Here is a 12,719-nt window from a genome sequence, read left to right as displayed (position 1 = left end):
GCGAGAGCTTGACCACGTTTGTTTCGCCATGTGATACCCGCGTTCACGTTGTGGGCTGTTAGCGGAACAATATGCCCATGTCTAAAAATAATGCACAACCAAAGCGGTCAGCGGAGGACCAAGCGGCACTCGTCGCAGTTACCATTTTTCCGATCCTGATCGTGATCGCCGCCGTCTGGGCGTTCATGTTCCCCGGTGCGGCATCGAATGTTACCCCGCACGTATCCACGCTACTCGGCATCATCATGTTCGGTATGGGGCTCACGCTAACCATTCCCGACTTCAAGCTTGTTTTTACCCGCCCATTGCCGATTTTGCTCGGGGTGATTGCGCAATACGTGATCATGCCTGCAATGGCAGTTTTGCTAACGACGGTTCTGAACCTACCAGATGCCGTAGCTGTTGGTGTGATCCTTGTGGGCTGCGCTCCGGGTGGGACCTCCTCGAACGTTATTTCTTATCTTGCGAAGGCTGATGTTGCACTCTCGGTGACGATGACCTCCATTTCCACGCTGCTTGCGCCACTCATGACGCCACTGCTAGTGCAGTGGCTGGCCGGTACCTACATGGAAATTGATGGGGGCTCGATGGCATGGTCGATCGTGAAGACCGTGCTGATCCCGGTGATTGCTGGTCTTTTGTTGCGGCTCTTGATTCCAAAGGTGATCGATAAGATTTTGCCCGTACTTCCGTGGATTTCGACATTCGGAATCTGCGGCGTTGTAGCTGGCGTGATCCCGGGTTCGGCCGAAGCATTTGCCACCGCTGGCGCTACTATCTTCGCCGCCGTAGTTTTACACAATCTATTTGGCTACATCATCGGATACTGGTCAGCGAAGCTGTTCCGCCTTGATAACCGGGTGGCGCGTACCGTTTCTGTTGAGGTTGGTATGCAGAACTCCGGCCTTGCCGCAACGCTTTCGCGCACCTACTTCACGCCGGAAACCGCGCTTCCGGCCGTGATCTTTTCGGTGTGGCACAACCTCTCCGGCGCCTTCCTCTCAATGTTCTATCGCCGCTCAGCTGAGAAAGAGGTTCAGTAGTTCGCGACATTTGGGGGACGATTCCGGGCCGATCTCCGTATATGGCGAGATCGCGCTGGGATCATCCCTCAAATGTTTACAGGGCTAGCGGGACCGGCGGTTTTAGGTGCCGCCGTTGGCTAATAGTCGAGTACTTTCGTTACCCAACACGTACAGATATTTATAGGATATGTATTATGTGCATATGGAGGAGCCACCTTTCATTCAATTTGAGTGGGATGATAGAAAAGCGCTGTCTAATGAGCACAAGCATGGAGTAGCTTTCGCGGAGGCAGTGGAGGCCTTCTACGATCCGCATGCTCGTTTGATTGACGATCCAGACCATTCAACGGAAGAGGAACGGTTCATTCTCTTGGGCTTAAGTTTGTCTGCCCGGGTTATGACGGTCAGTCACTGCGTCCGTCAGCAGGGGACGGTCATACGCATTCTTTCCGCACGTAGAGCGACTCGAAACGAAGAAAATCAATATTGGAGATTAAGAAAATGAGGCAGGAATACGATTTTAGTGAAAGTCAGTCTAACCCCTATGCTGAACGCTTGCGCAAGCCCGTAACTATGAACCTTGATGTTGCCAATATTGAGTATTTCAAGGGCGAAGCGGCGCGTACAGGTGTTCCGTACCAGACGATTATCAACATGTATCTGACCGAGTGCCGGATCAATCAGCGCAAGCTCACGTTCACCTGACATTTGGGGGACGATCCCGGGCCGATCTTCGTATCTGGCAAGATCGTGCCAGAATTGTCCCTCAAATGTTCGGACGGTCAGATGCGAAGCCCGAAAAGTCGTTTGAGCGATTCTTTCACATGCGCGGGAGTGCCCTTTTCGTGAATCCGGCCATTATCGAGAATCACGATCTGATCCGCTTCCTCGAGTCCAAGCGCTGTGTGTGTTGATTCGATGATCGTGACACCCGGTAATTCACACTGAAGATTGCGTCGCATCGCCGCCGCGTTCTCGGCATCAAGATGGGCGGTAAACTCATCGAGCAACAACACGTCAGGTTTGACCAGAATCGCACGGGCAAGCGCCAAACGCTGCCTCTGCCCGCCGGATAGCAGTTTCCCGTGTTCGCCCACTTTGGCCTCGAGCCCGCCGCGCTCTTCAAGCTCCTCCCACAGATTCACCGCTTCGAGCGCCTGCCGAAGCGCATCGTCCCCGGCGTGCTCATCGGCCAACCTCAAGTTTTCCGCAACGGTGCCATTAAAAATAGTGGCCGTTTGCTCAACGAGTAGAACACGGACGCGCAGATCATCGAGAGCCACATCGCGCAGATCCTCGCCGGCAAGCCTGATCTTGCCATTCGTGGGATCATCGTGCCGGGCGATCAGTTTCAGCAACGTAGACTTGCCTGATCCTGACGTCCCAATCAGGCACGTATGTGAACCAGCGGGCACATAAAGATCAACATCTGTTAGCGCATTGTCCCGAACACGCTCGCTCGGATAGATGTAGTCCACTCCGGTCACGCGGATATCTAAACCGAACTCGGGCAGCGCCACCGGCGCTTCGATTTGAGTGACTTTCGGCGGCGTCGTTGCGACTTGGTGAACACGCTCGGCAGCAGCCAGTGATGCGTCGAGCGAGCCCACGAACTCGCGAATGCCAGCTGTCACGTCATACAGCCCCCACACGGCAACCGCCCAAACACACAGCGCGACCGGATCCACGCCGCTCGACACCCCCACGATCGCTACGGCCAACACAGTCAACAGCCTTAACCCAATAGCCGCCGATTGCCGGATTGCATCCCACCGGCCGCGTACCCTCTGCACCTGCCCGAGCCGCTCGTCAACCGAGCCCATCTCCGCGATTCGAGCCCGGGTGTGCCCGTATCCCGTGACTTCGGCCATGCCCTGAACTGAATCTGTTACGTGCTGTGCGAGTTCAGCACGGCTGGCATTCAGTTTTCGCGCGGATTCTAAGCTTCGCCGAGCGCCGAGCCACGGCACAAAAAGTACATCGAGAAGAAGGCCAATGGCCGCAATGAGCACGAGTTGCCAGCCAATCGTGAACAACCCAACAATGAGCGCCACAAGCGGAACGGTAACGGCTGTAAATGCGGGCGCGAGAGTGTGTGCGAAGAACACCTCGATCCGATCGATGTCCTTTGTAGCACGGGTCATGAGATCGCCTGATGTGCTACGAATCTGCGTGGCTAGCGGCACGAGCTTGCGATACAGTTCAACCCGCAAGATCTCTAACGCTTTGAATGCGACGAGGTGGCCAAGAAAATGTTCGAGGTAGTTAAAGATAGCCTTCGTCAAGGATAGGCCGATTAGCGCATTCACGAGCCACAACAAACTCCACGAGGCCGGTTCACCGCTGGCTAGGTCGCGTGCCAAAGATCCGATCGCCCACGCCCCTACGGTCAGCAGTCCTAGATGTGCCGCGAAGTAAAGATGCCGGAATAAAACCGACCACGTCAATGGCGCCAGAACCTGCCGTGTCACCGAGACGAGCCAGTCGCTAATCGCAGAAATTCTTTTAATCATTCTTCGCCCCGTCCACATGGCCGTCACTAACGCGGTACACGTCTCCCTTGGCCAAAGCGGGGCGATGGGTGGCAACCACCACGGTAGCTCGCCGCGCCAAATCGTCGATGACCCGCTCGATGATGCGTTCGGAATGCAGGTCAACCTGCGAGGTCGGCTCGTCAAACAGGATGAGTTCGCGCCCCGCTAAAATCGCCCGCGCAATCGAAATCCGCTGGGCCTGCCCTCCCGAGACCGCCATCCCGCGTTCGCCCACCGGCGTACCCAATCCCTCCGGCAAAGAGTCAACCCATTCCCGCAAGTTAACCGCCTCGAGCGCGTCCAACATCTCCGCCTCGGAGGCATCCGACCGCGCCACCCGCAGGTTTTCTGCCAGCGTTCCATGGAAGAGCCAGGTCTGTTGATTGACGCACGCGCTTTTGCCCCGCACCTCTTCTTGCGTCATGGGCGCGAGCACGACGCCGTCTACGCTCGCTACTCCATGGATCGGCACAAGATCTCCAGCCATGATGCTGAGAATCGTGGATTTGCCGCTGCCCGAAGAACCGACGAACGCGGTGCGTTGGCCGGGGGAGACATCAAGATTCAGGCCGTGCAGAATCGGCTGATCTTTCGTGTATGAGAAGCCGACATCGCTGAAGTTGACGGCTGACTCGGGCGCCCCCGAATCGTTTGCTACGGCGCCGATATTAGCGGTATCGCCCGCGTCAGCGGTTCTGCCGACATCAGTGCTGTTGCCTACACTGTCGCTGGGGGCAACGGAAACTTGCGAAGCCTTCCGCGCAAGGAAACCGAGAATAGCGCTTTGCCCTGCTCTCCCGCCCATTCCGATGTAGAAGAAGCCGCCAACCTGCGTGATGGGCGTTGTCAGCTGCGTGGTGAGGAGAACCAGCGCCACCGCATCACCGATCCCGATTGCCCCGCTGCGAAGCCGCACCCACGCCATGGCCACGCCCACGCTTACCAAGAACAGTGCAAAAACTGCTTCCGTCACAAACAGCAACAGCTGGTTGCGTGCCAGCACCTTCATGAGCGCTTTCCGGTTGGTTTCACCGGTCTCGGCAAGCGACTCACCAATCCGATCCGCAGCCCGTAGCCCCACCAAGGTCGGCAGGTTTTGAATAGCCTCTAAAAACTGGCTTGCCAGCTTCCCGCGAATCCTTCGCGATCCGGCCGAATCTTTGCGAAATTTTTTCTGAAAAACGCCGATCACGAGCGGCACGAAGGGCAAGCACACCAGCAGCACAAGGGCGGTCAACCAATCGATGAGCACAGCGATCAATGCCAACGTCAAAAACGGCTTTAACACCGAGCCGATCAGCTGCCCTAGGTAGCCCTGCCGATAGGTGGCCACCCGTTCAACGGAATCGGTCATGAGCGAGACGATCCGCCCGGTTTCTTTACCGGTAAAACGCGCTGGCCCAAGCCCGAACGCATGTGACAACAACGCCTGGCGCACACGCTTTTCTTCCCGGCTCGCGCCTGCCGATTTCGACATGCCGTTCACGTATTCGCACATCACCGCGACCAGCGCACCAGCCACGCCAGCGGCTATCGCCGCCCCGGAAACCTCGCCAGCAAAAGCGCCACCAACCAGTTGCCCGACAGCCCACAGCGTCACTCCCACGCCAAGAGCGCGCAGTGCGAGCAACACAGTTTGCAAGCGAATAGGAGCGTTACCCGGCGTGAAGAAGTCCGTGCGTTTGCCGCTCATGATCTGTCCCTACCGCGCTATTTTTGAACTTCGGCCAAGATTTTTTCGTAGCCGGTCACCATGTTCAACCCGGCCAACGTGGAAGCCTCGGTCATGGGAATAAGCACGATTCGATCGTTCTTAATCGCCGCAACTTCGGCGAGCGCGGGATCGGCGAGCATCGCTTCGAAGGGCGCCATCCCCGCGCCGTTGAAGTCTTCGAGGAAGATGATGTCCGGATTTGCTTTGAGGAGTTGTTCGGCATCGATTGGGCTAGTCTTGGTCAAACCGAGATCGGCAGCAGCATTCGTTGCCCCAGCGCGCATGGCTAGACCCGGCAGCGCATTGGTTTCGCCATACACCATGATCGAGGGCCCGCGTGCCATCAACGCAATCATCGACGGCGACTTATCGCCCTTTTGCTCGTCAAGTTCAGCGATTCGTTGTTCAAACTCGCTGGCGAGCTCTTCGGCCTTGGCGGGTACGCCAAGAATCTCACCCAATTCCCGGATAGCTGAAGCGTATCCTTCCGGGCTGTCAAAATCGGTTGGTGTGAACTGATGGGTCTCTACTCCTGTTGCCACGAGCTGATCGCGCACCGACTCCATCGTGCCGTGAGCACGCGGGGTGATCAGTACGAGGTCCGGGTTGAATGAGAGGATTTGCTCGGCATCCGGTTCGATTCCCGGCGGCAGCGTGTTGTTCACCTGCTCCGCAAGCTCGGGAACTTGACCCATGTGCGGCGACTGCGCGGTTTCTGAAATAGCGGCGATGTTCTCCGGCCCGACCAGCATGAGCGCCAAGTCCGCTGTTTCCGCGTTAACCGCAACAATTCGCTCATATTTCGACTCTTCTGCCTGCCCTTCACCAGGTGCTGCCGAACTGGCCTGTTCGGAATCAGCCGCGCCAGCCGTCGTCGCGCTCGGGGCTGCTGTTGAGCCGGCCGCACCGTCATCCGAACCGCAGCCAGCTAAAACGAGGGCGATCGCAATCGCACCGGCGAATTTTCGTAAGTGTTTCATCCCATCCTCCATCACATTCCGGTCACAGTGCCGTGACCACCAAACTTGACGTCACGGCACTGCGCCGCACATCCACGTCTACGTCGTAAACCTGCCCAATTTTCTCCGGGGTTAACACATGTTCCGGAGTTCCCTGTGCGCAGACTGTCGCCCCCGATTCTTCGGGTTTGAGGAGCACGAGTTCATCGCAGTAGCGCGCGGCCATCGTCAGATCGTGGAGCACGACGACGACGGTGCGGCCGCCGTTGGCTTCCAGCCAGTCGCGTAGCATTTTCAGCACCCGGGTCTCGTGCGATAAGTCGAGCGCCGAGACGGGTTCGTCCAATAACAGAACCGTAGTTTCTTGGGCGAGCACACGGGAGAGCCCAGTGAGCTGGCGCTCACCACCACTGGTTGCTGAAGTGGGCCGGTTCGCCCACGCGTCCGCACCCGTTGTTGCTAGAGCGCGATCGACGGCGTTCTCGTCGTCGATTGTTCGGGGCGCGAAACGGGATTGGCGGGCATACCTTGCCATGTCCACGACCTCGCGGCCTGTAAAAGAATTGCTGGCCAGTGAATCTTGGGTCAGGTAGGCCACCTTGGTCGCCTTATCGCGGGCCGACAGGGTAGTGAAATCCTCACCGTCAATCGTGACGCTGCCCGCGTGTGGGATGAGCCCGAGCATGGCTTTCAGGAGTGTCGATTTACCAGCTCCGTTGGGCCCGATTAGCCCGTGTACGGCGCCACTTCGCAGGTGGAGCGAATCGATATTGACCACCCGGCGTTTACCGTAGGAAACCTGCATGTGCGAAAGCTCGATCGGGCTCATGCTATCGCCCTCCGCCTCGTCACCAGAATGAGTAGGAATGGCGCGCCAATCAGTGAAGTAATCACACCGGTTTGCAAGACCACCGGACTGAACAGCATACGGGCCACTGTGTCTGCAACGATCAGAAATACTGCGCCAAAAATAAAGGAGGCGGGTAGCAAAAACCGGTGATTCGCACCGGCCACCAAACGGATCAAATGCGGAACGACGAGCCCGACGAAGGAAATGACCCCCGTCGTCGCCACTGCCCCCGCCGTCGCCAGCGCCGCGAAAGCGAGAACGACGTGCGTCACGCGCCGGACTGGCACGCCGCTGCTTTGTGCCGTCGCCTCACCAAGGCTGAGGAGATTGAGCTCCCGGGCGTGCAGCAACACAACTCCCACGCCGAGCAATATGGGAACGACGACGAGGCCGACGTCGTCCATGGTGCGCCCGCTCAGATCGCCGTTCAACCAAAACACGGCAGAGCGGGCATCTTCCGCGTTGGGCGCATTTGCAATTATCGCTGCAATCAGCGCGCCCAGGAAAGAATTCAGTGCGATACCCACCAGCAGGAGGGTGGCGCTCGAAGTGCCGATCCGGCGCCCGCCAACCAGCTGAACCACAAAGGTAGCGGCGAGGGCTCCCAAGAATGCGCCTATGGGAAGCAAAAGCGGGTGGATAGCTGACATGCCGGTGACGATCGCCAAAACCGCAAAGCAGGCCGCGCCCGCACCAACGCCGGTAATTCCGGGCTCGGCCAACGGGTTGCGGAAAACTGCCTGCATCGCCGCTCCGGATACGGCCAGTGCGCCGCCGATCAGCGCCGCGATCAGCACGCGGGGTAGGCGAATTCCCGTTACTAACGCATCAGACGCGGTGCCCGCGCCAGAGAAAATCGAGGCAAGGGCACTGAACACGTGAGCCGGCGGCGTCAGCACCGGGCCGATGCTAACGGCCGCCAGCATAACTATCAGGAGGATAACCGCCCCGATAGTTAGGACGCGTGGACGCATGCGGTTAGCGGCGGGCCCAGTCGCGAAGCTCGCAGCGCCGGCCCGTGAAGAACGGGGTGTCTTGGCGCACGTACAAGCGGGCCTCCGTGTTGCGGAAGGCGTACATGAGGTCGACGATGCGGGTCAGATCATCGCCCTCGAGGGCCACGACCCACTCGTAATCCGAGAGCGAGAAGGTGGCGAGCGTGGAGGTCACTAGATCGCCGAAATCCCGGCCAGCCATGCCGTGATTCTTCATGATCGATGCGCGCTTCCACGGTTCTAGCAAATACCAGTCGTAGGAACGTACGAATGGATAAACAGAGGCGTAGGCGGGCGCTTCCTCGTGGACGAACATTCCGGGCAAGTGGGCCTTGTTAAATTCGGCCGGCTTGTGCTGGGCGATGACGGACCAGACGGGGGTCAGATCCAGCTTCGAATTCGCGAGCGCGCGGTAGGCTGCTTGCAGCTGCTCTGGGGTGTCCGCGATAAACCAGGCCATGAGGTCCGCGTCCGCGCGGTAGCCCGCTAGGTCGTAGAAGCCGCGCACTTTCACGCCCGAATCATCGATAGCCGATTCGGCGGCTGAAACTGCGGCGTCGACGTCGTCGATATGGCGCCCGCCTGCGAAAACGGCCCACATCACGAACGGCCGCGTTGAATTCAGGTGATCAACAAACTCTGGATCGGGGTGGCCGTGCGAATCGTGGCCGCCTCCGTGGTGGGGCGCACCGTGATGGGGGGCACCGTGATGGGGTGCAGGGTGGTGGCTCATAAAAACTCCTTCAATAGTGGTGGACTTGGGCAGACTATATTGCGGCCAGGGCGGGCGCAGAGTCGCTCGCCCAGCAACACGTGGACGGGCATGATATTTCCCCTTCGCCTTGGAACAGGTCAGCAAGCTGTTGGACAAAAACAGGCGAGTGATCAATCGTGTCCGCGCGGTAGTGTTCGATGCCGAGAGCCTCGCAGGTTTCTTTGGCCTGCGTGTCCAGATCGTAGATCACTTCCATGTGATCGGAAATAAAGCCGATGGGAACGATGAGAACAGCGGACACACTGCGTTCTGCTAACTCTTCAATGTGATCGTTGACGTCGGGCTCCAGCCAGGGGGTATGCGGGCTTCCCGAACGGGAACAGTACGTCATATCCCAGTCGGTGATATCCAGTTCACGTGTAATGGTGCGCGCCACTTCGAGGTGCTGCTGCTCGTAAGTCAGATTGAGTGCGCGGCCAGAAGCCCGATCCATCGCCGTCGGTATCGAGTGGGTGACGAACAGGACCCGGGCGTGTGGTGCGGCTTGCTCGCGAGCCTTGCGTACGACGTCGAGGTAGGCCTCCATGAAGCCCGAGGTTTCCCAAAATGGCCTGACCTTATCGACGCGTAGGTCGGGGTATTCGAGGTCGCCTAACCAGCGCGCGACGTCTTCGCGGTATTGCCGGCACGAGGAGTACGAACCGTACGCCGCGGTAGCAATCGCACGAATGTGCCGGGCGCCTTGGGAGTAGAGCTCCTCCAATGCTTCGTTGCCATACGGGTGCCAGTTCCGATTGCCGACGATGACGGGCGTGTGGTCGCCTCTAGCGGCTAATTCGTCGCGGATACGTTGCGCGAGCTGGAAATTAAGCTCATTAATTGGGGACTTGCCACCGAAGAGGAAATAGTGCTCGCCAACTTCTTCGAGCCGCTCGTCTGGAATCCCCTTACCCGCCACAGCGTTGCGTAGGAACGGTACGACGTCGGAAGGTTTGTCGGGGCCGCCGTAAGAAAGTAGCATGTAGGCATCGCTCATGAGGCGACCTCGCGGGCTGGTTTGGGGCTTGGTGTTGCATTATTTTCCACGCCCAAGATTATTGCTCGAACCGCCACCATAGTCCAATTTAAAATGAAGGTGTCGCTAACATTTCGCTTTGACTGCTTGAAATAATGGCATTTTTCGCGGCGGGGTGATCCGGGTGTCGCCGAAAGGCGGGTGTTAAAAGCGCGGCCGATCTCACTGCGCCGCCTTTGGAGTAGGGATGCGTGTGAGACTCGAGCCTTGATGGTGGAATTTTAGCTATGGCGACCAAGAACATTGAAGATATCTAGGTTTATGAGGCGGTTCGTCGCCTTGCGGATTTGCGTGGAACAACGTTGAGCGGTGGATCGGCGATTGTTTGTCGCATGCGCTATTCATGACAACGCGAGTGCCGATGCTTTTCGTGGGTGAACTTTTCGCATACCGAGGTGACGGTAGTATGAGAATTGCCGACGATTCAGGCTCGAAATCCCAGCGTTTACTCAACCACGATCTAACAGACGCGGCACGGTTAAGCGACCGGCGCACACGACACGAAGGAAATCGACATGTCCTCAAACAACGTCGACCCCGCGCAAGATCAAAGTAGATTCCAACCAGGGAACCGTCCACACCCGCCTAGCCAGAATCCGCCCGGCGAGAACCCAACTGAGCAGATGCCCTATCAGCCTCAGCCGAACCAACAACAGACCTGGGCTGGGCATAACGGACCCGGGCAGGGCCAATACGTGCCAGTACTAGGACAGAATCAGCAGCACTCTTATGCGCAGCTGCAGGGGAATGCTTGTAACCAATACGGACACCCCCGGGCAACCTCAGGGATCCAACCCCTACAGCCCTCAGCCGCGTCAGCCGTGGTACAAGCGGTGGTGGGCGATTATGCTCTTTGTGTTAGCCGCCGGAGCCGCGATATTCGGTATTGTGATGCTGGCTAGCGGTTCCGATGATCCTGAAGACATGGCTACCTCGGCTGAGATTGTGGAAACACTGCAACCGACTCGCGGTGGAGATGACCCGATAGATGATTCGTCCGCGAGGGGCGATGAACCAACGGAAATAACCGATGAGTACGAAGAGACCATGAAAGATGCCGAGTCTTATCTGGAATTATTCGCCTTCTCAAAGAGTGAGCTTTATGATCAACTAACCTCCGAATACGGCGAGGGCTTATCTCATGAAGCTGCCCAGTATGCTGTCGATAATGTCGACGTCGATTGGAATGAACAAGCTTTGAAATGGTCTAGGTTTTCTTCCGTTTGAGTAGATGGGAAAATCTGGAATATGGCGAAGAAGTTTGATCAGGAAGCGAAGGATCGTGTGGTTCGTCTTGTTGAGGATCGGATCCTTGCTGAGGGGCTTTCGATGCAGGCAGCATGCCAAGCAGTTGCACCAAAACTCGGGGTCTCGTGGCATACTGCCCGGCAATGGACCCAGGCAGCTCGACGTGAAGGAGAAGTTCCTCAACGCCTGCCCGAAGATCTGGCTGCCGAAAATGCCAGACTGCGTCGTGAAGTTCAAGAGTTGCGTGACACGAATGAGTTGTTGAAGGCTGCATCGGCTTTTTTCGCGTCCGAACTCGACCCCAAACGTCGGAAATGATCGCATTTATCGATGAGTATCGCGATCGTTTCAGTGTTGAGTTCATTTGTCAGACGTTGAAGAATCACCGTGAAGGAGGCTTTATCACCTCCCGTGGATACCGGGATGCGAAGAAACGTGCCCCGTCAGCTCGCCAGGTCAGGGATCGCGAGCTGGTCGAGCTCGTTGGCCAGATTCATGCTGAGAATTACGGGGTGTATGGGGTGCGGAAGATGTGGCGTGCCTTGAAACGTCAAGGAGTTGACATTGGTCGTGAGCAAACGCGGCGGATCATGAAATTGGCGGCAGTGGCAGGTAAACGGAAAGGTAAAAATCCTGTCACCACAGTCAAGAGTAAGGACATCGATACTCGCCCAGACTTGGTTCAACGCGAGTTTACAGCTAGTGCTCCGAATCGATTGTGGGTCGCTGATATCACCTACGTGAGAACCACTGCGGGTTTCGTGTATGCGGCGTTCGTAATCGACGCTTTTAGCAGGAAGATTGTTGGCTGGGCGCTGTCAGATTCCATGAAAACCGAGGCATTACCGCTCCAAGCGGTCAAGCAAGCAATCTGGAACGCTCGCTCAACCACAGGCCTGGTTCATCATTCAGATCACGGGTCTCAATATGTATCTTTGACCTATCATCAGCATCTCGTGGATGCTGGAATTGTTGAATCCACTGGCAGTGTGGGTGACAGTTATGACAATGCGCTGGCTGAGAACGTCAACGGCTCATACAAGAACGAGATCATTCATACCCGACGATGGGCCGATGTTCTCGAAGTCGAGATCGCTACATTCGAGTGGGTGCACTGGTGGAACACCAAGCGTCTCCACCAAGCACTCAACTACCGCACGCCACACGAGGTCGAAACGGAATACTGGCAGCAACGAGAAAAAACAGCAACAATAGAAAACAGGGTAAACACCTAGGAAGAAAACCCGGACCATTTCACTTTAAAGTCAGCTGAACAGATACTGGAAATAATGCCCTATTGAGAGGAAAGTTTGCGTGAGCGTTTGACGGCCGAGTACGGAAGCAACTTCACCAAAGAAGAAACCGAGTATGCGCTTGATAACCTCGATGTTGATTGGAACGAGCAGGCATTGAGGGCTGCCGAGGAGCATTTGGAGTTCACGCCAACAGCGCCGATCAAGAGATCTATGACCATTTGGCTGGTGGGTATGGGGAACGGTTTACGCACGAGCAGGCACAATACGCGATCGACAACTTGCCGTAAAAGTTCATGGGAGCGCGCATCCCAAGCCTAACCAAGAAAGTCCCGCAGAGCGCGCTCCCTG

13 protein-coding genes are annotated in these 12,719 nt (G+C 57.1%); 6 read left to right on the top strand and 7 right to left on the bottom strand.

Annotated elements, in window-relative coordinates; translation table 11 throughout:
• Window positions 1-77: 77 nt before the first annotated feature.
• The 3 genes from J2S70_RS02875 (at window position 78) to J2S70_RS02870 (ending at window position 1,730) form a co-directional block, all read left to right on the top strand.
• Window positions 78-1,043 (top strand): bile acid:sodium symporter family protein, encoded by a 966-nt coding sequence (locus J2S70_RS02875; protein ID WP_307682243.1) that lies wholly within the window; start codon window positions 78-80, stop codon window positions 1,041-1,043.
• Between the two features lie 169 nt (window positions 1,044-1,212).
• The gene (locus tag J2S70_RS08835) at window positions 1,213-1,530 is read left to right on the top strand and encodes a BrnT family toxin (RefSeq protein ID WP_407702625.1); all 318 of its coding nucleotides are present in this window, start codon (window positions 1,213-1,215) and stop codon (window positions 1,528-1,530) included.
• Complete coding sequence (locus J2S70_RS02870) at window positions 1,527-1,730, top strand: hypothetical protein (RefSeq protein WP_307682242.1); 204 nt, start codon at window positions 1,527-1,529, stop codon at window positions 1,728-1,730. The genes J2S70_RS08835 and J2S70_RS02870 overlap by 4 nt, the downstream gene beginning before the upstream one ends.
• Window positions 1,731-1,807: 77 nt before the next feature.
• Here the strand turns inward: J2S70_RS02870 and J2S70_RS02865 are convergent, their stop codons facing one another.
• Genes J2S70_RS02865 through hemH form a run of 7 tightly spaced genes read right to left on the bottom strand, consistent with a single transcriptional unit; the run spans window position 1,808 to window position 9,828 of the window.
• On the bottom strand, window positions 1,808-3,538 hold the full coding sequence (locus J2S70_RS02865; protein ID WP_307682241.1) for an amino acid ABC transporter ATP-binding/permease protein: 1,731 nt from the start codon (window positions 3,536-3,538) through the stop codon (window positions 1,808-1,810).
• On the bottom strand, window positions 3,531-5,252 hold the full coding sequence (locus J2S70_RS02860) for an ABC transporter ATP-binding protein/permease (protein WP_307682240.1): 1,722 nt from the start codon (window positions 5,250-5,252) through the stop codon (window positions 3,531-3,533). The genes J2S70_RS02865 and J2S70_RS02860 overlap by 8 nt, the downstream gene beginning before the upstream one ends.
• 17 nt (window positions 5,253-5,269) lie before the next feature.
• A complete protein-coding gene (locus J2S70_RS02855) occupies window positions 5,270-6,253 on the bottom strand; it encodes an ABC transporter substrate-binding protein (protein WP_307682238.1) in 984 nt (327 codons plus the stop codon).
• A gap of 22 nt (window positions 6,254-6,275) precedes the next feature.
• Window positions 6,276-7,061 carry an ABC transporter ATP-binding protein gene (locus J2S70_RS02850; RefSeq protein WP_307682237.1) on the bottom strand — a complete coding sequence of 262 codons (786 nt, stop codon included), beginning with the start codon at window positions 7,059-7,061 and terminating at the stop codon, window positions 6,276-6,278.
• On the bottom strand, window positions 7,058-8,056 hold the full coding sequence (locus tag J2S70_RS02845; protein ID WP_307682236.1) for a FecCD family ABC transporter permease: 999 nt from the start codon (window positions 8,054-8,056) through the stop codon (window positions 7,058-7,060). Before J2S70_RS02845 ends, J2S70_RS02850 begins: the two co-directional genes overlap by 4 nt.
• Before the next feature lie 4 nt (window positions 8,057-8,060).
• Window positions 8,061-8,810: a hydrogen peroxide-dependent heme synthase gene (hemQ, locus tag J2S70_RS02840; RefSeq protein ID WP_307682235.1), complete on the bottom strand. Its 750-nt coding sequence runs from the start codon at window positions 8,808-8,810 to the stop codon at window positions 8,061-8,063.
• A gap of 34 nt (window positions 8,811-8,844) precedes the next feature.
• Window positions 8,845-9,828: a ferrochelatase gene (gene hemH / locus J2S70_RS02835; protein ID WP_307682234.1), complete on the bottom strand. Its 984-nt coding sequence runs from the start codon at window positions 9,826-9,828 to the stop codon at window positions 8,845-8,847.
• Window positions 9,829-10,614: 786 nt separating this feature from the next.
• On the opposite strand from hemH, the gene J2S70_RS02830 reads away from it, so the two are divergent.
• The 3 genes from J2S70_RS02830 (at window position 10,615) to J2S70_RS08925 (ending at window position 12,689) form a co-directional block, all read left to right on the top strand.
• Complete coding sequence (locus tag J2S70_RS02830) at window positions 10,615-11,094, top strand: Ltp family lipoprotein (RefSeq protein WP_307682233.1); 480 nt, start codon at window positions 10,615-10,617, stop codon at window positions 11,092-11,094.
• Between the two features lie 21 nt (window positions 11,095-11,115).
• Window positions 11,116-12,350, top strand: a protein-coding gene (locus tag J2S70_RS02825; RefSeq protein ID WP_307682232.1) for an IS3 family transposase whose coding sequence is annotated in 2 segments (ribosomal slippage) — window positions 11,116-11,407 and window positions 11,407-12,350 — 1,236 coding nt in all. Because the reading frame shifts where the segments join, the coding sequence is not laid out codon by codon here.
• A 75-nt stretch (window positions 12,351-12,425) separates the two neighbouring features.
• Window positions 12,426-12,689: an Ltp family lipoprotein gene (locus J2S70_RS08925; RefSeq protein WP_307682231.1), complete on the top strand. Its 264-nt coding sequence runs from the start codon at window positions 12,426-12,428 to the stop codon at window positions 12,687-12,689.
• Window positions 12,690-12,719: the final 30 nt, after the last annotated feature.

Source organism: Trueperella bonasi, from assembly GCF_030811535.1.
Taxonomy (GTDB): Bacteria; Actinomycetota; Actinomycetes; order Actinomycetales; family Actinomycetaceae; genus Trueperella; species Trueperella bonasi.
This window is presented reverse-complemented; position numbering and strand designations above follow the sequence as displayed.